This window comes from Kitasatospora atroaurantiaca, from assembly GCF_007828955.1.
Taxonomy (GTDB): Bacteria; Actinomycetota; Actinomycetes; order Streptomycetales; family Streptomycetaceae; genus Kitasatospora; species Kitasatospora atroaurantiaca.
On the sequence record NZ_VIVR01000001.1, the window covers coordinates 3255666 to 3275381 of the forward strand.

The window sequence follows — 19716 nt, forward strand, 5'->3', positions numbered from 1 at the left end:
CGGTACGGCGTCGGGCCGGTGGTGGTGCCCTCTGTGGTCTCAGACCGCCATCGAGCCCGGTCCGGTTCCGCCGGCGCCGGCCTTACCGCCGGTGAAGTCCGCTCGGACGTCGTCCTCGGTGCGGCTCGCCTGGTCGGCCATGGTGTGCAGCCCGGCGCCGATACCGCCGAGCCGGTCCGCGAGACCGTTCAGCCCGGCCATGATGTCGGTCTGGGCCTCGCCGTACGCGCTGCCGAAGCCGGCTCCCGGCTCGTCCTTGCCCCAGGGGGTGCCCAGCCCGGCCAGCCCGTGTTCCAACGCCAGCGCGGCCCGCGCGAAATCGTTGGAGATGTTCTCGAACTCCCGTCCCTCACCGTGTACTTCCCACGGCTTGATCCGGAACTCGCCCGCAGCGCCCGTCGCCATCCGCCCACTCCCCCGTCCCCGTACGGCCGCCGAAGGCTCCGTACGCGCCCAACGGCCGCCATCCTAGGCCCCGACCGCGAAGCCTCCGCAGGGCCCGTGGGGGTTTCTCACGTCAACTTCACGACCTGCGACGCCCGGTCACCGCCGATCGGCGACGAATCGCCGCAAATGCCACCATCACGAGCCGATGGACGCACTCCCGAGGCCATACCCTTGCTGAGTGGCAGCAGAGACCCCGAAGAGCACCAAGACCCCCAAGACCACCGACAAGACCTCCAAGAGCGGCAAGAAGGCCAAGGCCTCCTCGACGGTCATCGACCTCGCGATGCCGACCCGGGTGCCCGAGGTCCCGCTCGACTTCCCGCGGGCCTGGGTGGAGTTCGCCGATCCCGCCGACGACGAGCAGGTCTTCCGCTGCGACCTGACCTGGCTCACCTCGCGCTGGAACTGCATCTTCGGCAAGGGCTGCCACGGCATCCGGCCGGGGCGCGGCGAGTCCGACGGCTGCTGCACCCTGGGCGCCCACTACTCGGACGAGGACGACGAGCAGCGGGTGGCCGGGCACGCGGCCCGGCTCACGCCCGAGAACTGGGAGCTGTTCGAGCACGGCACCGACGCCAAGGGCCGGATCAAGCTCGACGGCGGCATCACCATGTTCGACGAGGACGGCGACCGCCAGACCCGCCGTGTCGACGGCGCCTGCATCTTCCTCAACCGCCCCGGCTTCCCGGGCGGCGAGGGCTGCGCCCTGCACACGCTGGCCCTCAAGGAGGGCAAGGAGCCGCTGGAGACCAAGCCGGACGTCTGCTGGCAGCTGCCCGTCCGCCGCACGTACGACTGGATCGACCGCCCGGACGACACCCGCTACCTGCAGGTCACCATCGGCGAGTACGACCGCCGGGGCTGGGGCCCGGGCGGCCACGACCTGCACTGGTGGTGCACCGGCAGCCCCGAGGCGCACGACGGTCCCGACCCGGTGTACGTCAGCTACCGGCCGGAGCTCACCGAGCTGATGGGTGAGGCGGGCTACGCGGCGCTGGTGGAGCTCTGCGAGCAGCGGATCGCCTCGAAGGGCGACCGCCGCTTCGCTCCCCACCCGGCGGACCCCAAGAAGTAGGGGAAACCCGGTAGACAGGGCAAACCCCACAGGGGCGCGGGGAACTGCGCGACCAGGGCACTACGTACGTGCACGGTTGCGCGCGCACGCAGTTGATCAAGCAGAGACCCGCGCCCCTTCAGGTTGCCCCTGTCTGTCGGGGTGCCCTGTCTGTCGGAGGTGGGCTTACTTGTCGATGTCGCCGACGACGAAGAACATCGAGCCCAGGATCGCCACCATGTCCGCGACCAGCGTCCCGGGCAGCAGCTCGGTGAGCGCCTGGATGTTGTTGAAGGACGCCGACCGCAGCTTGAGCCGCCAGGGCGTCTTCTCCCCGCGCGACACCAGGTAGTAGCCGTTGATCCCGAGCGGGTTCTCGGTCCACGCGTACGTGGTCCCCTCGGGCGCCTTGAGCACCTTCGGCAGCCGGAGGTTGACCGGCCCCGGCGCGAGGGTGGCCAGCCGGTCGAGGCACGCGTCGGCCAGGTCGAGCGAGTTGACGGTCTGTTCGAGCAGGCACTCGAAGCGGGCCAGGCAGTCGCCCTCCTCCCGCGTCACCACCGTCAGCACGTCCCGCAGCTCGCCGTACGCGAGGTACGGCTCGTCCCGCCGCAGGTCGAGGTCGACGCCGCTGGCGCGGGCGATCGGGCCGCTGACCCCGTACGCGTGGACCTGCTCGGCCGACAGCACGCCGACGCCCGCCGTACGGGCCCGGAAGATCTCGTTGCCGAGGACGAGGTTCTCGAAGACCGGCAGCTGCGAGCGGACGGTCGCGACAGCCGTGCGGACCCGGCCGAGCCACCCGGCCGGCAGGTCCTCCTTCAGGCCGCCGACCCGGTTGAACATGTAGTGCATCCGGCCGCCGGAGGCCTCCTCCATGACGTGCTGGAGGTCCTCGCGGCTGGAGAAGGCGTGGAAGATCGGGGTGATGCCGCCGAGCTCCAGCGGGTACGAGCCGAGGAACATCAGGTGGTTGAGCACCCGGTTCAGCTCGGCCAGCATGGTGCGGATCCACACCGCCCGCTCGGGGACCTCCATGCCGAGCATCCGCTCGACGGCGAGGACGACGCCCAGCTCGTTGGAGAAGGCGGAGAGCCAGTCGTGCCGGTTGGCCAGCATGATGATCTGCCGGTAGTCCCGGGCCTCGAAGAGCTTCTCGGCACCCCGGTGCATGTACCCGATCACCGGCTCGGCGGCCACGATGCGCTCGCCGTCCAGCACCAGCTTCAGGCGCAGCACGCCGTGGGTGGACGGGTGCTGCGGGCCGATGTTGAGCACCATGTCGCTGGTGCCCAGCTCGCTCGCCAGATTCTCTGCACCTGCGCCGATGCCGACCGTGGTCTCCCTCATGGCACCAGAGTCTGCCATCCCGCCAACCCCTCCAGGCTCTGCGGTACCGGCATGCGGACGGTCTGCACCAGCCACCCGAAGCCACCGAGCCCCGCCGGGTCGGTGAGCTCGGCCGACTCCCCGGCCCCGCCCAGGGCGCGCAGGTACCCGGCCGGGTCGGTCGAGGCGAGTGCGAGCGGTGGCCGGGCACCGCTCACGCCGAGCGCACGCAGGGCCTCGCGCTGGGTTGTCCACAGGCTGTGGAGCGCGGGCGCGGCCGCGGCGTCCAGTGCCACGTGCGCTGTCACGTCGCAGGACCCGTCGGGCACCGGCCGCACCTCGCGTCCCTGACGGAAGCCGGTCAGCGTGCCGAAGAGGGGGCGGCTCTCCCGGACGTGCGCGTAGTCCACCGCCACCGCGAGGCCGCGCTCCAGCCCGCCGACGGCCGCCGCCCAGGCCGCGTCCCGGGGCGAGCCCAGCTCGACCCGTGCGCCCGGCTCGTCGGCCGGCCACCAGCGGGCCGACCAGGCCGCGTCCTCGGCGTCCAGCGCGTCGCCGAGCCGCTCCTCACCGTCCGGCGCGACCTCGACGTACCGGAGCACCCCATGGTCGTCCACCTCGGCGACGTCCAGCGGCACGTTGTCCAGCCACTCGTTGGCGAAGAGCAGCCCCGACACCCCCTGCGGCATCCGGTCCGTCCACACCACGGCCTCGGGCAGACCGGCGGGGCGCTCCGCGATCTCGACCGCGTACGGGCGCAGCCGCCCGGCCAGCTCGGGGCCGGCCGCGTGCAGCACCCCCGTCAGCAGTTCCCCGCGTCCGGCGCCCATGTCCACCAGGGCGAGCTCCGCCGGGCGGCCGAGCGCCTCGTCCACGTCCCCGAGCAGCCGGGCCACCGCCCGGGCGTACCCCGGCGAGGCGTGCACGGAGGTCCGGAAATGCCCGGCCGGGCCCTCCGACCTGCGGTAGAAGCCGCCGTCCGCCCCGTACAGGGCCTCCTCCATGGCGGGCCGCCAGCGCATCCAGGTCATGAAGGGGACGTTACCTGTGGCGGGGGTCGTCTCCACCCTGCGGAGTAGGAGGGATCGCTCTCCCGGCGGACCTGAGTGCGGTCAGTGACTGCCTAGGCTTGAGGCGTGCATCGACTCAACGCCTGGCTCCGCCGACACCCCATGGTGGTCGACTCCGCATGGGCGCTGGTAGTGCTCGCCCTCTCCCTGCTGTCCGCCGCCGACATGTCGGGGAGCAGCCTCGAGTTCGTCGCCATCGCGCTGGCCGTCGCCGTGCTGATGGTCTTCCGGCGCCGCAACCCGGACATCACGGTGACCGCCGCGGTGCTCCTCGGACTCGGCCAGGTGGCCCTGGCCATCGATCCGGGCCCGTCCAGCATCGGGTACCTGGTCTTCGCCTACACCGGCGCCGCCTTCGGCTCGCCGTGGGTCTCCCGGGTGGCACTCGGCGCCGGGCTGGCGGCGGGCCCGCTCACCGTCTGGCGGTTCAACACCGCGGAGGGAGCCGACCGCAGCTGGCCGCAGATCCTCTTCATCACCGCCCTGATGTCGACGCCCTTCGTGCTCTGCTGGGCCTGGGGCCGGCTGACCCGGGTCCGCCGGGCGTACCTGATCGAGCTGGAGGACCGCGCCGCCCGGCTGGAGCGTGAGCGGGATGCCCAGGCGAAGGTGGCGGTCGCCGCCGAGCGGGCACGCATCGCCCGCGAACTGCACGACGTGGTGGCGCACAACGTCTCGGTGATGATCGTCCAGGCCGACGGCGCCGCGTACGTGCTGGACAACTCACCGCAGCAGGCCAAGGAGGCGCTGGGCACGATCGCCTCCACGGGCCGGCAGGCGCTGGTCGAGATGCGCCGCCTGCTCGGGGTGCTGCGCACCGCGGACACCGCCGACGAGTACGTGCCGCAGCCGGGCGTGGAGGAACTGCCCGAGCTGCTGGAGCAGGTCCGCACGGCGGGGCTGCCGGTGGAGTTCACCACCTCGGGCGACCCGCGGGAGCTCCCGCGCGGCGTGGAGCTGACGGTCTACCGGATCGTCCAGGAGGCGCTGACCAACGTCCGCAAGCACGGCGGGCCCGACGTCAGGGCCAAGGTCGAGGTGGACTTCCGGGAGCGCGAGCTGGAGGTCCTGATCGACGACGACGGCCGCGGCACGACCGACGAGCAGCTGACGGCCGGTGGAACGGACGGGCTCGGACATGGTCTGATCGGCATGCGGGAGCGGGTCGGCATGGTCAGCGGCAGCCTCGACATCGGGCCCCGGCCCGGCGGCGGCTTCCGGATCCGCGCGGTACTGCCCCTCAAGACGGCCAAATAAGGGAGTTGCGTTGACTATCCGGGTGATGCTCGTCGACGACCAGGAGCTGCTGCGCACGGGCTTCCGGATGATCCTGCAGTCCCAGGGCGACATCGAGATCGCCGCCGAGGCGGGCGACGGCCAGCAGGCTCTGGCGGTCCTCGAGGAGACCTCCGTCGACGTGATCCTGATGGACGTCCGGATGCCCCGCCTGGACGGCGTCCAGGCCACCCGCCGGATCTGCCTCGCCGGGGACGGCACCCCCCTGCCCGGAGCCCCGCACGTGCTGATCCTGACCACCTTCGACCTTGACGAGTACGCCTTCGCCGCGCTCAAGGCGGGGGCCAGCGGCTTCCTGCTCAAGGACGTCCCGCCGACCGAGCTGGTGGCCGCGATCCGCGCCGTCCACGCGGGTGACGCGGTGGTCGCGCCGACCACCACCCGCCGCATGATCGACCGCTTCGCCGAGGTGCTCCCCACCCCGCGGTCCTCCCCCGGCTCCCCCGTCCTGGGCCCGCTGACGGAGCGCGAACGCGAGGTCTTCCTGCTCGTCGCCCAGGGCCTCTCCAACGGCGAGATCGCCGCCAAGCTGACCCTGTCCGAGGCCACCGTGAAGACCCACGTCGGCCGCATCCTCGCCAAGCTCAACCTCCGGGACCGCGTCCAGGCGGTGGTCCTCGCCTACGAGGCCGGCCTGGTCCGCGCAGGCGCGAACGAGTAGCAGCTGGGTTATCGATCAGGACCGGGTACCCCAGGGGCGCGGGGAACTGCGCGAGATCGGAAGGCAACGGCCTGTGCCCTCCCGCCTCGCGCGGTTCCCCGCGCCCCTGTTGTGGCTGATCGGCTGCCTGTCCGAGCGGAGCGCTCAGAGGCGGCGCAGCCCCTGGATGACCTCGTGCAGCAGCCGGACGTCCGGGCGTCCGGCCCGGGTCGCGGGCGCGGCGACCTGCACCAGGCCGTCGTCCAGCAGGTCGCCCAGCAGCACCCGGAGCGCACCGACCGGCAGGTCGGCGTCGGCCGCCAGCTCGGCGAGCGGGCGCGGGCCACGCCGTACCTGGTCCAGCAGCGAGCTGCGGGCGTGGTCCAGCGGGACGGCCGGCTCGGCCCCCGGTACGGCCCGTACCTCGGCCAGCAGGTCGAAGTCCTGGCCGGTGGCGGGGCGGGTGCGGCCCCTGGTCACGGTGAACGGGCGGACCATCGGGCCCGCGTCGTCGTCGTACCAGTGCAGCTGCGCCCCGCTGCCCTCGTCATCAGCCATGGGCCGGCCTGAGCTCGGCTCGCACCGGCGTGGACAGGCGCCGGCCGACCCGCTTGACCAGCATCGACATCTCGTACGCGACCTGCCCGACATCGGCCTGCACATCGCAGAGCACCGCCAGGCAGCTGCCCTCGCCGGCCGGGGTGACAAAGAGGAAGGCGTCCTCCAGCATCACCATCGTCTGCCGGACGCCGCCGGCCCCGAAGTGGCTGCCGACGCCCTTGGCGAGGCTGTGGAAGCCGGAGCAGAGTGCGGCCAGATGGTCGATGTCGTCGGTGCCGAGGCCGGCGGAGGCCGCGGTGGCCAGGCCGTCCGAGGAGAGCAGCACGGCCTGCCGCAGGTGCTCGGTGCGGTCGACCAGGTCGTCCAGCAGCCAGTCGAGACCGCCGGCCGGCTCGGCCTCGCTCATGTCCGTAGCCGTCATTCTTGCTCGCCCTTCTGATCGTCCGTCGGAGCTTCGCTGCGGCCACGGTCCAGGCCCCGCTGGAAGGCCCCGAAGATGGCGCCCAGCTGCTCGGGCGAGACCTCCTCGGCCTCGCCTTCGCCTTCGCCCGCGGCTCGGCCGGGTGCCGCCCGCAGCTGCGGGGCGAGGGAGGCCTGGCGTACCCGGGTGGGCAGGCCGGTCGGCGCGGCCGGCGCGGCGGCGGGGTCCGGGTCGGGTGCCGGCTGCCGTCTGCGCATCGGCAGGACGGCGGTCCCGGTCCCTGCCTCCGAGCTCGGCACCACCGTAAGGCTCTGCACCGTGGGGCTCTGCGCGGCCACCGGAAGCTCCTCGGGCTCCGGGGGAAGCTCCTCCTCCGCCAGGACGGCGCCCGGGAGGAACACCACGGCCGTGGTGCCCCCGTACGGCGAGCGGCAGAGCGTCACCTCGATCCCGTGCCGCCGGGCCAGCCGGCCGACCACGAAGAGGCCGAGGCGCTCGGTCTGCGCGGGGTCGAAGTCCCGCGGCTCGGCCAGCGAGAGGTTGGCGGCCGCCAGCTCGTCAGGGTCCATGCCGAGACCCCGGTCGTCGATCTCCAGTACGCAGCCGCCGGCCGCCTCGCCCACCCTCATGCCGACCTTGGTCTGCGGCGGCGAGAACACGGTCGCGTTCTCCACCAGCTCCGCCACCAGGTGCACCAGGTCGGCCACGACCGCTCCGACCACGGCGACCTTCGGCATCGGCGGGATGACGACCCGCTGGTAGTCCTCGACCCCGCCGACAGCCGAGCCGATCACGTCCACCAGCGGCACCGGCTTGCGCCACATCCGCCCGGGCGCCGCGCCGGAGAGGATGATCAGGCCTTCCGCGTGGCGCCTCATCCGGGTGGTCAGATGGTCGACGCGGAACAGGTCCGCCAGCTCGTCGGGGTCGGTGACCCGCCGCTCCATGGCGTCCAGCAGCTTGAGCTGGCGGTGGACCAAGGACTGGCTGCGGCGGGCGATGTTGAGGAACACCCCGGAGATCCCCCGACGCAGCCTCGCCTGTTCCACGGCCGCCTCGACCGCCGCCCGGCGCGCGTCGTTGAACGCCCGGCCGACGTCCCCGATCTCGTCCGCACCGAAGGTCAGCGGCGGTGCCTCGGCCTCGACGTCGACCACCTCGCCCGCGCTGAGCCGCCGCATCACGCTGGGGAGCCGGCTGCCCGCCAGGAGGTTGGCGGAGGCCCGCAGCCGGAGCAGGCGCTGGGTGATCCGGCGCCCGGTGCGGATCGAGTACCAGATCGAGAAGACCACGGCGACCAGGCCCGCACCGCCGACCAGCGCGGCCCGGGTCAGCTCGTCGGTCGCGTAGGCGCGGCCGCGGGCGGCGGAGTTGAGGGCCGCCTGGCTGCAGAGCTCCATGTAGCGGTGGACGGCCGGGTCCATGGTGCCTCGCCAGGACTCCCGCGAGATGCTGCGGCCGCCGTCGGCCAGCGTCTTGTCCTCGGCGTCGACCAGCGCGGTGTACCGGGAGTCCTGGGCGAAGGCGTCGAAGGCCGCCCGGGAGTCGGCGGGCAGGGCGGGCACGTAGGTCCGCTGGAAGACCCGCCGGTCCTCCACGGTGGCGGCGAAGGCCCGCGCCTGCGCCGGGGAGAACCCCCCGGCCGCCCGCGCGCCCGAGCCCATGGCGTCCTCGCGCGAGACGTACTCGCGGACCCGGACCAGCTCGATGACGACCTGCGCCTCGCGGGCCAGCTGTCCGGCCTGCAGAGCGGTCAGCGCGGACTGCACCTCGAAGCCCGGCTCGACGATCGCCGTGTAACCGGTGACCGCCTCGTCCCAGGGGATCTGCCGGGTGACCACGCCCCTGCGCAGCGCGGCCAGCCCGTCGGCGGCCTTGACCATCCGGTCGAGCCGGCTGCGCTGCTCACCGGAGAGCTCACCGCGGTGGTCCGGGTTCACCGCCGCCGCGTGCATCGCCCGGACGGCTTCGTCGGTCGCGTGCTGCTGCGTGGTGAACTCGGCGAGCAGGTTCTGGTCCCAGCCTGACCCGAGGTACTCGGAGGCCATCCGGCGCTCGATCTGGATCTGTCCGAGGGCGGTGTCCACCGGGGTGCCGAAGTACTGGTAGACGCCTTCCAGCCGGATCAGCGCCCGCAGATCACCGGTCATCGAGACGACCGCGAAGCCCCAGAGGGCCACCAGCGCCACGATCGGGATGAGGACGAGGGTGGTGATCCGGGTGCGGATCGTGGGAGTGCCGAGGCGCTTGCGCATGATCTCCCTCGGGGATGCCGAACCCGCCGAGTGGCGGACTGGAGAAAGCTACCTGCGCCGAATCCCGGAAGTGACCGCCGGGTAGTGAAACTTTGGCGGAGATCATGCTCCGTGCCGAGCATGCGGCGAGTGACGCGCGAGACATCCGAGGGCCCTGCCGGCCGGTCGTAGAATGGCTCGGTACGTCTGGTACCCGCAGAGGACTGGAACGGAAGTTAGGACGAAGGCCGAGCGCGTGAGCGAGCGGAGCGAGCGAACCATCAAGAGGTGCGCGTTGTGCGAAGCACGCGCCGAGCGGAGCGAGGCGTGGGCATGAGTACGTCCGACCACGCAGACTTCGGTGCCCTGGCCGACCCCTTCGGCGATCCTTCCGACCCCGGCAACCGCCCCGCCCGGCTGACCGTCGGTGTGGTCGGCACCGGCCGGGTGGGCCCCGCCCTCGGCGCCGCACTCCAGCTGGCGGGCCACCGGGTGGTGGCGGCGTCGGGAGTGTCCACCGCCTCGCAGCGCCGGGCCGAGGCGCTGCTTCCCGGGGTGAAGCTGGTGAGCCCGCCGCAGGTGCTGGCGGCCGCCGATCTCGTCCTCCTCACCGTCCCCGACGACGCGCTGGCCGACCTGGTCGCCGGGCTGGCCACGACCGGAGCCGTCCGCCCGGGCCAGATCATCGTGCACACCTCGGGCGCGCACGGGGTGGCGGTCCTCGAACCCGTCACCCGGGCCGGCGCGCTGCCGCTCGCGCTGCACCCCGCGATGACCTTCACCGGCACCTCCGTCGACCTGGCCCGGCTGGCCGGCTGCCCGTTCGGCGTCACGGCCCCCGAGGAGCTGCGGCCGGTCGCCGAGGCGCTGGTGGTGGAGATGGGCGGCGAGCCGGAGTGGGTGCCCGAGGAGGTCCGCCCGCTCTACCACACGGCCCTGGCGCACGGCGCGAACCACCTGGTCACGCTGGTCGCACAGGCCCTGGAGCTGCTGCGTACGGCCGGTGTCGCCGAGCCGGGCCGCCTGCTCGGGCCGCTGCTCGGCGCCGCCCTGGACAACAGCCTGCGCTCCGGCGACGCTGCGCTCACCGGCCCGGTCGCCCGCGGCGACACGGGGACGGTGAGCCGGCACCTGAGGCAGCTCAGTACGGTGTCCCCGGACATCGGGCAGGCGTACCGCGCGATGGCCCGGGCCACGGCGCAGCGGGCGGTCCGGAACGGATCGCTCAAGGAAGAGTCGGCGGCGGCGCTGCTGGACGTACTCAACGAGGAGAGCAACTGATGGCACGCGGCAAGCAGCCGGCGAAGGCCCGGAAGACTGTGCTGACCCACACCATCGCCGACTTCGAGCCGGCCTTCTGGCCGGACGAGCAGCCGGTCGACAACGCGGTCGTGATGACCATGGGCGCGCTGCACGAAGGCCACGCCGCACTGATCCGGGCCGCCCGCAAGCAGGTCGGCGCGGACGGCCGGGTCGCCGTGACGGTCTTCGTGAACCCGCTGCAGTTCGGCGAGGGCGAGGACCTCGACCGCTACCCGCGCACCCTGGCCGCCGACGTCCGCCTCGCCGAGGAGAACGGCGCGGACGTGGTCTTCGCCCCGCTGCCCGAGGAGGTGTACCCCAACGGCGCCCCGCAGGTGCGGATCACCGCGGGCCCGATGGGCGAGCGCTTCGAGGGCGCCTCGCGTCCCGGGCACTTCGACGGCGTGCTCACGGTCGTCGCCAAGCTGCTGCACATCACGGACCCGGACTTCGCCTTCTTCGGCGAGAAGGACGCCCAGCAGCTCGCCGTCATCCAGCGGATGGTCGCGGACCTGGACTTCGACGTGGAGGTGATCGGCGTCCCGACCCTCCGCGAGGAGGACGGCCTGGCGCTCTCCTCCCGCAACCGCTACCTCTCCGCCGAGGAGCGCGCGCAGGCCCTCGCCCTGTCCAAGGCCCTCTTCGCCGGCCGCGACGTGGCCGCCCAGGGCCCGAAGGCCGTCCGCGAGGCGGCCTCGGCCGTCCTGGACACCACTGAAGGTGTCACCCTTGACTACCTCGCCCTGATCGACCCGGAGGACTTCACCGAAGCCGCCGACGACTTCCAGGGCGAGGCTGTGCTGGCCGTTGCCGCCAAGGTGGGGTCGACCCGCCTGATCGACAACGTCCGCATCATCGTTCGGTAGCCGTACTTCTAGGCATGCACTCACATCTGGAGGCGTGACCCCATGCTCCGCACCATGCTCAAGTCCAAGATCCACCGCGCCACCGTCACCCAGGCCGACCTGCACTACGTCGGCTCCGTGACGGTGGACGAGGACCTGCTCGACGCCGCCGACCTGCTCCCGGGCGAGCTGGTCCACATAGTCGACATCAACAACGGCGCCCGCCTGGAGACGTACACCATCGCGGGCCCGCGTGGCACGGGCGTGATCGGCATCAACGGCGCCGCCGCCCGCCTGGTCCACCCCGGCGACCTGGTGATCCTGATCGCCTACGGGCAGATGGAGACCGCGGAGGCCAAGGGCTACGTCCCCAAGGTCGTCTTCGTGGACGCGGAGAACAAGATCACCGGTCTCGGCACGGACGCTGCCGAGGCCCAGGAGGGCACCGGACTGGTGCGCGGCGACCAGGCGTACGGTGGCGTGCACGGCGCAGCCACCACCGCCGCGCGCTGAAGGAGCCACTGAACACGATGCCCGTCTCTCATCGCCTCACCGCCCCGGCCCCCGGCTGGACCACGACCACCGACGTCGTCGTGGTCGGCTCCGGGGTCGCCGGGCTCACCGTCGCGCTCAACGTCCGCAAGGCCGGCCTGCGGGCCATGGTGGTCACCAAGGCGATGCTGGACGACGGCTCCACCCGTTGGGCCCAGGGTGGCATCGCCGCCGCCCTGGGCGAGGGGGACACCCCCGAGCAGCACCTGGACGACACCCTGGTCGCGGGCGCCGGGCTCTGCGACGAGGATGCGGTGCGCACCCTGGTCACCGAGGGCCCGTCGGCCGTACGGAACCTGATCAGCGTCGGCGCGGCCTTCGACCTGGACGCCGACGGCGAGATCCTGCTGACCCGCGAGGGCGGCCACCACCGCCGCCGGATCGCGCACGCGGGCGGCGACGCGACCGGTGCCGAGATATCGCGAGCCCTGGTCGCGGCCGTACGCAGCGACCCGGGCCTGGAGCTGATCGAGCACGCGCTCGTCCTCGACCTGCTCACCGACGCCGAGGGCCACGCGGCCGGCCTGACCCTGCACGTGATGGGCGAGGGCCAGCGCGACGGTGTCGGCGCGATCCGGGCCCGCGCCGTGGTGCTGGCCACCGGCGGCATGGGCCAGGTCTTCTCCGCCACCACCAACCCGGCCGTCTCCACCGGCGACGGTGTCGCACTGGCACTGCGCGCGGGCGCCGAGGTCACCGACCTGGAGTTCGTCCAGTTCCACCCGACCGTGCTCTGGCTGGGCCCGGAGGCCGAGGGCCAGCAGCCGCTGGTGTCGGAGGCCGTCCGCGGTGAGGGCGCCTACCTGGTCGACGCCGACGAGACCCGCTTCATGGTCGGTCAGCACGAGCTCGCCGAGCTGGCGCCGCGCGACATCGTCGCCAAGGCGATCACCCGGCGGATGCAGGAGCAGGGCGCCGAGCACATGTACCTGGACGGGCGGCACTTCGGTGCCGAGATGTGGGAGGAGCGTTTCCCCACCATCCTGGCCTCCTGCCGCTCGCACGGGATCGACCCGGTCACCGAGCTGATCCCGGTCGCCCCCGCCGCGCACTACGCCTCCGGCGGCATCCGCACCGACCTGCAGGGCCGCACCACCGTCCCGGGCCTGTACGCCTGCGGCGAGGTCGCCTGCACCGGCGTGCACGGGGCCAACCGGCTCGCGTCCAACTCCCTCCTGGAGGGGCTGGTCTTCGCCGAGCGGATCGCCGCGGACCTGACCGACCGCCACGCCGAGGGCGGGCTGCCCGAGCGCGCGGTGGACGTCGCGGGTGCCCGGGCGGCCCGCAGCGTCCCGCTGCTCGCTCCCGAGGCGCGGGCCGAGATCCAGCGGATGATGAGCACCGGTGCGGGCGTGCTGCGCTCGGCCGCCTCGATGGCGGCCGCTGCGGCCGGGCTGGCGCAGCTCGCCGAGGACGCCTTCGCGCACGTCGCCGAGGAGAAGCCGGCCGACCCCCGGGTGGAGACCTGGGAGGCCGCCAACCTGCACCTGGTCGCCACCGCGCTGGTCGCCGCGGCCGCGCAGCGGGAGGAGACCCGGGGCTGCCACTGGCGCGAGGACTTCCCCGAGCGGGACGACGCGCACTGGCAGCGCCACCTGACCACCCGCCTGTCCCCGGACGGCACCCTGGAGGCCCGGTGACACCCTCAGGGGCGCGGGGAGCTGCGCGAATCGGAAGGCTTCCAGGCCGCACCTTCGCGCAGCGAGCACGTTGCACCATCCCACCGGAAGGGCGCGAGGTGCACCTTGCCCGCCCAGTCCGGCTGACCACCGTTGCCTTCCGTTTCGCGCAGTTCCCCGCGCCCCTGTGGTTGGCCATCCCTGAAGGAGCATCCCGATGACCCACGACGAACTTCCGCTGGCCTCCGCGGGCTGCGGCGACGGCTGCGCCTGCGGCGACGGCGAGGCGTACGAGACCGGGCTCGACCCGGCGCTGGCCGAGCTGCTGGAGGAGGCCGGCCTGGACCCGGTCGAGGTCGAGGACATCGCCACCCTGGCGCTGGCCGAGGACCTGGCCGGCGGCGAGGACGTCACCTCGGTGGCGACCGTCCCGGCGGACGCCGTCGCCACCGCCGACTTCACGGCCCGTCAGGCCGGCGTGGTCGCGGGTCTGCGGATCGCCGAGGCCGTGGTCTCGCTGGTCTGCGAGGAGGAGTTCGAGGTCGAGCGGCACGCGGAGGACGGCGACCGGGTCGAGGCCGGCCAGGTGCTGCTCTCGGTGCGCAGCCGTACCCGCGACCTGCTGACCGCCGAGCGCAGCGCGCTCAACCTGCTCTGCCATCTCTCGGGTATCGCCACCGCGACGCGCGAGTGGGCGGACGCCCTGCAGGGCACGAAGGCGGTCGTGCGCGACACGCGTAAGACCACCCCGGGCCTGCGGGCGCTGGAGAAGTTCGCCGTCCGCGCGGGCGGCGGGGCGAACCACCGGATGGCGCTCTCGGACGCGGCTCTCGTCAAGGACAACCACGTGGTCGCCGCGGGCGGCGTGGCCGAGGCCTTCCGGGCCGTCAAGGCCGCGTACCCGGAGCTGCCGGTCGAGGTCGAGGTCGACACCCTGGAGCAGATCCCGCCCGTCCTGGAGGCCGGCGCGGACCTGATCCTGCTGGACAACTTCACGGTGGCTCAGCTCAAGGAGGCCGTCGAGCTGGTGGCGGGCAAGGCCAAGCTGGAGGCTTCCGGCGGCCTGACTCTGGCCACCGCGCGTGAGGTCGCCGAGACTGGTGTCGACTACCTCGCCGTCGGGGCCCTGACGCACTCCTCGCCGATCCTGGACATCGGCCTGGACCTCCGTTCCTGACCCCCATCCTCTTAGAAAGCACCCCATGCTCCTCACCATCGACGTCGGCAACACCCAGACCACGCTCGGCCTGTTCGACGGTGAGGAGATCGTCGAGCACTGGCGGATCTCGACCGACCCGCGCCGCACGGCGGACGAGCTGGCGGTGCTGATGCACGGGCTGATGGGCTCTCACCCGGTCGTCTCGGCCGAGGACCGGGTCGAGGGGCTGGCGATCTGCTCCTCCGTACCCGCCGTGCTCCACGAGCTCCGCGAGGTGACGCGTCGTTACTACGGCGACGTCCCCGCGGTGATCGTGGAGCCGGGGGTGAAGACCGGGGTGCACGTCCTGATGGACAACCCCAAGGAGGTCGGCGCCGACCGGATCGTCAACGCGCTGGCGGCGAACCACCTCTACGGCGGACCGTGCATCGTGGTCGACTTCGGCACCGCGACCACCTTCGACGCGATCAACGAGCGTGGCGACTACGTCGGCGGCGCGATCGCCCCGGGCATCGAGATCTCGGTGGAGGCGCTCGGTGTCCGCGGCGCCCAGCTGCGCAAGATCGAGCTGGCCCGCCCGCGCAACGTGATCGGCAAGAACACCGTCGAGGGCATGCAGTCCGGCATCCTGTACGGCTTCGCCGGTCAGGTGGACGGCCTGGTCAACCGGATGGCCAAGGAGCTCTCCAAGGACCCCGACGACGTCCAGGTGATCGCCACCGGCGGCCTGGCCCCCCTCGTCCTCGGTGAGGCCACCACCATCGACGTCCACGAGCCCTGGCTCACCCTGATCGGCCTCCGCCTCGTCTACGAGCGCAACAAGCCCGCCACGTGAGCCCTACGCACTCGGGCAGCCCACCGGGGCGCGGGGAACTGCGCGACCAAGGCACGACGTACGTGCACGGTTGCGCGCGCACGCAGCTGATCAACAGAGCCCCGCGCCCCTTGTGGTTGCCCTGAGTGCACCGCTCACCGATCGGATCAACGCACCATCCGCCAATCGGCACAAACGCGTCGCCAATCGCCACAAATCGGACGTTGGCCACGTAGTGTCACCACATGCCTACGCCACACGGATCGCGCGGCGGCATGGCGTTCAGCGCCGACGAAGTCCGCGTGCTGCGCCGTGCCCTCGCCCAAGCGCTCAACCCGGTCCAATCGCCGTACCCGACGCCCGCCGGTGACCTGTGGGCCGAGGACGTGCAGGAGGCGCTGCGGCTCGCCGAGGCCGTCGACGAGGCGGTGCAGGAGGGCGGCAGACTGCGCTCCTTCCTCCTCGCCGACCTGGCCCGCTACCGGGCCGCTCTGCCGGGCAGTGTCTCCGGCTACCTGGAACGCTTGGAGGAGGCCGTCGCCGACGGCTACCTCCCCTGCCCGGAGGACCTCACCGCGCTGCGCGCCCTGGCCCGCCTCCCCTGCGGTTCCGGCGAGCGCACCCGCCGATCCCGGCTGGCCGGCCGCTGCCACGCGCTCGCCGAGGCGGACGTCCGCGAGCGGCTCGCCCTGAGCACGGGCCAGCGCCACCTCACGGCCGTACCCAGCCCCGCCGCACCACCCAGCACGGCCAGCACCCCGGTTGGCCTCACCCCAGTTGGAGGACGGATCCCGATGAGCAACCCCGCCGGCGCCCCCACCCCCAAGGCCCCCACCCCGGCAGACCGCCCCCAGCCCCGCCGGATGCCGACCCCCGCCGAACTCTTCGGCCGGCGCCCCAAGCCCCAGCAGCACCCCGAGCCCCCGCACCCCGACGAGGACGACATCGAGCTCGCCACCGGCACCGGCTGAGCACCGGCCGAGGCCCGTTGACCGAACTGCTCCTGCGGGGCCGGCCGATCCCGGCCGACCCCGCTCCGGCACCGGGGCGCCCCACGCAGGGGTACGTGTCGGCGATGGCTACCCTTGTGGGGTGAGCGATCAGAGCACCGTCCCCGCGACCGACGACCTTCCCGAGCAGATGCGCGTCCGGCGCGAGAAGCTGGACCGGCTCCGGGCGGCCGGCATCGACCCGTACCCGGTCGGCTTCCCCCGTACCACCACCATCGCCGACCTGCGGGCCAAGCACCCCGACCTGGAGCCGGACACCGCGACCGGCGAGCGCGTCGGCGTGACCGGCCGGGTCGTCCTGGCCCGTACCGGTGGCAAGCTCTGCTTCGCCACCCTGCGCGACGGCTCGGGCGACCTCCAGGTGATGTTCTCCCTGGACAAGCTGGGCGAGGAGCGGCTGGCGGCCTGGAAGGCGGACATCGACCTGGGCGACCAGGTCGGCGTCGAGGGCGAGGTGATCACCTCCCGCCGCGGCGAGCTGAGCGTGATGGTGGACCGCTGGGAGCTCACCGCCAAGTGCCTTCGCCCGCTGCCGGACAAGCACAAGGGCCTGACCGACCCGGAGGCCCGGGTCCGCCAGCGGTACGTGGACCTGATCGTGAACCCCGAGGCGCGCGAGATGCTCCAGCTGCGCACCAAGGTGGTCCGCTCGATCCGCCGCACCTACGAGGACCGCGGCTACCTCGAGGTCGAGACCCCGATGCTGCAGCCGATCCACGGCGGCGCCAACGCGCGTCCGTTCCTGACGCACATCAACGCGTACGACATCGACCTCTACCTGCGCATCGCCACCGAGCTCTACCTCAAGCGCCTGGTGGTCGGCGGCGCCGAGAAGGTCTTCGAGATCAACCGGAACTTCCGCAACGAGGGCGCCGACGCGACCCACAACCCGGAGTTCACGGCCCTGGAGTCGTACGAGGCTTACGGCGACTACGACACCCAGGCCGAGCTGATCCGCGCGATCATCATCAACGCCGCCATGGACGCCCTCGGCACCACCGTGGTCCGCGGCATCGGCCCGGACGGCCAGGAACACGAGATCGACCTGGCCGAGCCGTGGGCCGAGGTCTCCGTCTACCCCGGCATCTCCCAGCACCTCGGTGTCGAGGTGACCCCGGAGACCGGCGTCGAGGAGCTGCGCAAGCTCGCCGACGACGCCGGTGTGCCGTGGGAGAAGGAGTGGGGCCACGGCCAGATCGTCCTGGAGATGATCGAGCGGCTGCTCGAGCACCACGCGATCAAGCCGACCTTCATCAAGGACTACCCGACCGAGGTCTCCCCGCTGACCCGCCGGCACCGCTCGATCCCGGGCGTGGCTGAGAAGTGGGACCTGGTGATCTTCGGTACCGAGATCGGCACCGCGTACTCCGAGCTGATCGACCCGGTCGAGCAGCGCGCCCGCCTCACCGCGCAGTCCCTGCTGGCCGCCGGCGGCGACGTCGAGGCGATGCAGCTGGACGAGGACTTCCTGCGGGCCCTCGAGTACGCGATGCCGCCGACCGGTGGCCTCGGGCTCGGCGTGGACCGCCTGATCATGCTGCTCACCGGCAAGAACATCCGCGAGACGGTGCTCTTCCCGCTCGTGAAGCCTGAGGCCAAGGCCCCCAAGGCCGACGCCGAGACCGCAGACACCGAGGAGTGACCTGATGGACTACATCTCAGCGATCGTGCCCCCGCTGGTCATGGCGATCGGCTTCGGGTTCCTGGTGCGGGCCATCATCCGCAGCCAGGGCGGCGCCCAGAAGGCCAAGGAGGACGCCGCCGCGGAGGCGATGGCCCGGACCGCCACAGCCGAATAGCAGCACCCCACCGGCGCGCCGTCACCCTTCCCGGGTGGCGGCGCGCCGGTTTGCTCCGAATAAGCAAATTTTGTCCGAAACAGTCCCTATCCTGGCCGGACTATGGTGCGGCAACTCGGAGAACTCGAGAACGACATCATGACCAGGGTCTGGCAGTGGAACCGCCCGGTCACCGTTCGCGAGGTTCTGCAGGATCTGCAGTCGGAACGCGATATCGCGTACACCACTGTCATGACGGTGCTCGACAAGCTCTTCAGAAAGGGCTGGCTGCGCCGCGAGCAGGTCGGCCGGGCGTATCGATATGAGCCGGTCTCGTCCCGTGAGGCATACACCGCGGCACTGATGAACGATGCGTGGGGGACGAGTGACAATCCTGCGGCCGCCCTGGTGCACTTCTTCGGCCTGATGTCACCGGAGCAGCGGGAGGCACTGCGCGATGCGCTAAGGGTCGCCGCCCTCTTCCCGACGGAACCCGATCCGGATCCCGATCCGGATCCCGATACCGATCCGGATACCGAGGAGACTGCGGGCCCGCCGGCACGATAACGTCCCGCCATGGAGGTCACCATCCGCCGGGCGCGGACCACGGACGTGCGCGCAGTACGGCGGCTCATCGACGGCTACTCTCGCGACGGCATTCTGCTCGACAAGCCCACCGTCACGTTGTTCGAATCCGTGCAGGAGTTCTGGGTGGCCGAACGCGACGACACCGGCCTGGTCGTCGCCTGCGGCGCACTGCACGTGATGTGGGAGGACCTGGCCGAGGTGCGCACCCTCGCCGTGGACCCGTCCTGCCTGGGCAAGGGCATCGGGCACCTGTTGCTGGAGAAGCTGCTGCAGACCGCACGCTGGCTGGGCGTACGTCGGATTTTCTGCTTGACGTTCGAGGTGGCCTTCTTCGCGAAACACGGTTTCGTCGAGATCGGCGAACTCTACGAAACCGACGATGGTACGACAGACCCGGCGGCGATCGCTACGGATGTCTATGAGGAACTTCTGCGTTCGTACGACGAAGGTGTGGCGGAGTTCCTCGACCTCGAGCGGGTGAAGCCCAACACCCTGGGCAACTCTCGGATGCTGCTGCACCTCTGAGCGGTACCTCCCGGGGTGCCTTGCGGAGGCCCGGAGCGGGCAAGGGTTTGTGTTTTCCGGGAAAAGGCGGTTTCCTTTCCCTTAGGCAATGGGTCGTTTACGCGGAAAGGGAAGCCCGTGGCACAGAGGGTGCAGGTCATTCTTGAAGACGATCTCGACGGCGGTTCGGCGGACGAGACGGTGACGTTCGCTCTCGACGGCGTTGCCTACGAGATCGACCTGAAGAGCGCCAACGCGGACAAGCTGCGCGGCCTGCTGGCCCCGTACGTCGAGAAGGGCCGCAAGCAGAGTGGCCGGCTCACCAGCGCGCGCCGCAGCAGCGGCCGTAGCGCGGGCCGCCCGGCCGCCGGTGCGCCGGACACCGCGAAGATCCGCGCGTGGGCCAAGGAGAACGGTTTCGAGGTCAACGACCGCGGCCGCGTCCCGAGCAATGTCCGTGAGGCGTACGAGCGGGCCAACGCGGCCTGATCCG

At 72.0% G+C, this 19716-nt stretch carries 21 protein-coding genes; 15 read left to right on the top strand and 6 right to left on the bottom strand.

Features of this window, described 5'->3' with window-relative positions; all coding sequences use genetic code 11:
* Nucleotides 1-39: 39 nt before the first annotated feature.
* A complete protein-coding gene (locus FB465_RS15030) occupies nucleotides 40-405 on the bottom strand; it encodes a hypothetical protein (RefSeq protein WP_145791065.1) in 366 nt (121 codons plus the stop codon).
* Between the two features lie 325 nt (nucleotides 406-730).
* On the opposite strand from FB465_RS15030, the gene FB465_RS15035 reads away from it, so the two are divergent.
* Nucleotides 731-1522, top strand: a complete 792-nt coding sequence (locus FB465_RS15035; protein WP_246193222.1) for a DUF3109 family protein — start codon at nucleotides 731-733, stop codon at nucleotides 1520-1522.
* A gap of 165 nt (nucleotides 1523-1687) precedes the next feature.
* On the opposite strand, the gene FB465_RS15040 is transcribed toward FB465_RS15035, so the two are convergent.
* On the bottom strand, nucleotides 1688-2851 hold the full coding sequence (locus FB465_RS15040; RefSeq protein WP_145791069.1) for an NADH-quinone oxidoreductase subunit D: 1164 nt from the start codon (nucleotides 2849-2851) through the stop codon (nucleotides 1688-1690).
* Complete coding sequence (locus FB465_RS15045) at nucleotides 2848-3861, bottom strand: SAM-dependent methyltransferase (RefSeq protein WP_145791071.1); 1014 nt, start codon at nucleotides 3859-3861, stop codon at nucleotides 2848-2850. Before FB465_RS15045 ends, FB465_RS15040 begins: the two co-directional genes overlap by 4 nt.
* A 105-nt stretch (nucleotides 3862-3966) precedes the next feature.
* Here FB465_RS15045 and FB465_RS15050 point away from each other — a divergent pair, with 105 nt between their 5' ends.
* Together FB465_RS15050 and FB465_RS15055 are read left to right on the top strand one after the other, a co-directional pair.
* Entirely contained in the window at nucleotides 3967-5157 is a 1191-nt protein-coding gene (locus FB465_RS15050; protein WP_170290590.1) for a sensor histidine kinase, read from the top strand.
* A gap of 10 nt (nucleotides 5158-5167) precedes the next feature.
* Nucleotides 5168-5857, top strand: coding sequence for a response regulator (locus FB465_RS15055; protein ID WP_145791073.1), 690 nt, complete (start codon nucleotides 5168-5170; stop codon nucleotides 5855-5857).
* A 144-nt stretch (nucleotides 5858-6001) separates the two neighbouring features.
* Here FB465_RS15055 and FB465_RS15060 read toward each other — a convergent pair whose 3' ends face one another.
* Genes FB465_RS15060 through FB465_RS15070 form a run of 3 tightly spaced genes read right to left on the bottom strand, consistent with a single transcriptional unit; the run spans nucleotide 6002 to nucleotide 9073 of the window.
* Entirely contained in the window at nucleotides 6002-6394 is a 393-nt protein-coding gene (locus tag FB465_RS15060; protein WP_145791075.1) for a DUF742 domain-containing protein, read from the bottom strand.
* Entirely contained in the window at nucleotides 6387-6818 is a 432-nt protein-coding gene (locus FB465_RS15065) for a roadblock/LC7 domain-containing protein (RefSeq protein ID WP_145791077.1), read from the bottom strand. Before FB465_RS15065 ends, FB465_RS15060 begins: the two co-directional genes overlap by 8 nt.
* Nucleotides 6815-9073, bottom strand: coding sequence for a sensor histidine kinase (locus tag FB465_RS15070; protein ID WP_145791079.1), 2259 nt, complete (start codon nucleotides 9071-9073; stop codon nucleotides 6815-6817). The genes FB465_RS15065 and FB465_RS15070 overlap by 4 nt, the downstream gene beginning before the upstream one ends.
* Before the next feature lie 312 nt (nucleotides 9074-9385).
* On the opposite strand from FB465_RS15070, the gene FB465_RS15075 reads away from it, so the two are divergent.
* The 12 genes from FB465_RS15075 to FB465_RS15125 all read left to right on the top strand — a co-directional run bounded on the left by FB465_RS15075 (nucleotide 9386) and on the right by FB465_RS15125 (nucleotide 19712).
* Entirely contained in the window at nucleotides 9386-10333 is a 948-nt protein-coding gene (locus FB465_RS15075; protein WP_145791081.1) for a Rossmann-like and DUF2520 domain-containing protein, read from the top strand.
* A complete protein-coding gene (gene panC, locus FB465_RS15080; protein WP_145791082.1) occupies nucleotides 10333-11220 on the top strand; it encodes a pantoate--beta-alanine ligase in 888 nt (295 codons plus the stop codon). Before FB465_RS15075 ends, panC begins: the two co-directional genes overlap by 1 nt.
* Nucleotides 11221-11262: 42 nt before the next feature.
* Nucleotides 11263-11712 (top strand): aspartate 1-decarboxylase, encoded by a 450-nt coding sequence (gene panD, locus FB465_RS15085; protein ID WP_145791084.1) that lies wholly within the window; start codon nucleotides 11263-11265, stop codon nucleotides 11710-11712.
* Nucleotides 11713-11729: 17 nt separating this feature from the next.
* Nucleotides 11730-13391, top strand: a complete 1662-nt coding sequence (locus tag FB465_RS15090; protein ID WP_145791086.1) for an L-aspartate oxidase — start codon at nucleotides 11730-11732, stop codon at nucleotides 13389-13391.
* 196 nt (nucleotides 13392-13587) lie between these two features.
* Nucleotides 13588-14547, top strand: a complete 960-nt coding sequence (gene nadC / locus FB465_RS15095) for a carboxylating nicotinate-nucleotide diphosphorylase (protein ID WP_145791088.1) — start codon at nucleotides 13588-13590, stop codon at nucleotides 14545-14547.
* 25 nt (nucleotides 14548-14572) lie between these two features.
* On the top strand, nucleotides 14573-15364 hold the full coding sequence (locus FB465_RS15100; protein WP_145791090.1) for a type III pantothenate kinase: 792 nt from the start codon (nucleotides 14573-14575) through the stop codon (nucleotides 15362-15364).
* Nucleotides 15365-15588: 224 nt separating this feature from the next.
* A complete protein-coding gene (locus tag FB465_RS15105) occupies nucleotides 15589-16314 on the top strand; it encodes a hypothetical protein (protein ID WP_145791092.1) in 726 nt (241 codons plus the stop codon).
* A gap of 121 nt (nucleotides 16315-16435) precedes the next feature.
* Nucleotides 16436-17995: a bifunctional lysylphosphatidylglycerol synthetase/lysine--tRNA ligase LysX gene (gene lysX / locus FB465_RS15110; protein ID WP_145791094.1), complete on the top strand. Its 1560-nt coding sequence runs from the start codon at nucleotides 16436-16438 to the stop codon at nucleotides 17993-17995.
* Between the two features lie 4 nt (nucleotides 17996-17999).
* The gene (locus tag FB465_RS35815) at nucleotides 18000-18152 is read left to right on the top strand and encodes a hypothetical protein (protein ID WP_170290591.1); all 153 of its coding nucleotides are present in this window, start codon (nucleotides 18000-18002) and stop codon (nucleotides 18150-18152) included.
* 102 nt (nucleotides 18153-18254) lie between these two features.
* Nucleotides 18255-18698 (top strand): BlaI/MecI/CopY family transcriptional regulator, encoded by a 444-nt coding sequence (locus FB465_RS15115; protein WP_145791096.1) that lies wholly within the window; start codon nucleotides 18255-18257, stop codon nucleotides 18696-18698.
* A gap of 9 nt (nucleotides 18699-18707) precedes the next feature.
* Nucleotides 18708-19244, top strand: a complete 537-nt coding sequence (locus tag FB465_RS15120) for an amino-acid N-acetyltransferase (protein ID WP_145791098.1) — start codon at nucleotides 18708-18710, stop codon at nucleotides 19242-19244.
* 117 nt (nucleotides 19245-19361) lie between these two features.
* Nucleotides 19362-19712, top strand: a complete 351-nt coding sequence (locus tag FB465_RS15125; RefSeq protein ID WP_145791099.1) for a histone-like nucleoid-structuring protein Lsr2 — start codon at nucleotides 19362-19364, stop codon at nucleotides 19710-19712.
* Nucleotides 19713-19716 lie beyond the last annotated feature (4 nt).

Coding starts and splice junctions, on each gene's coding strand:
- panC (WP_145791082.1), top strand. CDS start 10,333: ATGGCACGCGGCAAGCAGCCGGCGAAGGCCCGGAAGACTGTGCTGACC.
- FB465_RS15115 (WP_145791096.1), top strand. CDS start 18,255: ATGGTGCGGCAACTCGGAGAACTCGAGAACGACATCATGACCAGGGTC.
- FB465_RS15100 (WP_145791090.1), top strand. CDS start 14,573: ATGCTCCTCACCATCGACGTCGGCAACACCCAGACCACGCTCGGCCTG.
- nadC (WP_145791088.1), top strand. CDS start 13,588: ATGACCCACGACGAACTTCCGCTGGCCTCCGCGGGCTGCGGCGACGGC.
- FB465_RS15030 (WP_145791065.1), bottom strand. CDS start 405: ATGGCGACGGGCGCTGCGGGCGAGTTCCGGATCAAGCCGTGGGAAGTA.
- FB465_RS35815 (WP_170290591.1), top strand. CDS start 18,000: ATGGACTACATCTCAGCGATCGTGCCCCCGCTGGTCATGGCGATCGGC.
- FB465_RS15120 (WP_145791098.1), top strand. CDS start 18,708: ATGGAGGTCACCATCCGCCGGGCGCGGACCACGGACGTGCGCGCAGTA.
- FB465_RS15075 (WP_145791081.1), top strand. CDS start 9,386: ATGAGTACGTCCGACCACGCAGACTTCGGTGCCCTGGCCGACCCCTTC.
- FB465_RS15065 (WP_145791077.1), bottom strand. CDS start 6,818: ATGACGGCTACGGACATGAGCGAGGCCGAGCCGGCCGGCGGTCTCGAC.
- FB465_RS15035 (WP_246193222.1), top strand. CDS start 731: ATGCCGACCCGGGTGCCCGAGGTCCCGCTCGACTTCCCGCGGGCCTGG.
- FB465_RS15070 (WP_145791079.1), bottom strand. CDS start 9,073: ATGCGCAAGCGCCTCGGCACTCCCACGATCCGCACCCGGATCACCACC.
- FB465_RS15060 (WP_145791075.1), bottom strand. CDS start 6,394: ATGGCTGATGACGAGGGCAGCGGGGCGCAGCTGCACTGGTACGACGAC.
- FB465_RS15045 (WP_145791071.1), bottom strand. CDS start 3,861: ATGACCTGGATGCGCTGGCGGCCCGCCATGGAGGAGGCCCTGTACGGG.
- FB465_RS15040 (WP_145791069.1), bottom strand. CDS start 2,851: ATGAGGGAGACCACGGTCGGCATCGGCGCAGGTGCAGAGAATCTGGCG.
- FB465_RS15105 (WP_145791092.1), top strand. CDS start 15,589: ATGCCTACGCCACACGGATCGCGCGGCGGCATGGCGTTCAGCGCCGAC.
- FB465_RS15090 (WP_145791086.1), top strand. CDS start 11,730: ATGCCCGTCTCTCATCGCCTCACCGCCCCGGCCCCCGGCTGGACCACG.
- panD (WP_145791084.1), top strand. CDS start 11,263: ATGCTCCGCACCATGCTCAAGTCCAAGATCCACCGCGCCACCGTCACC.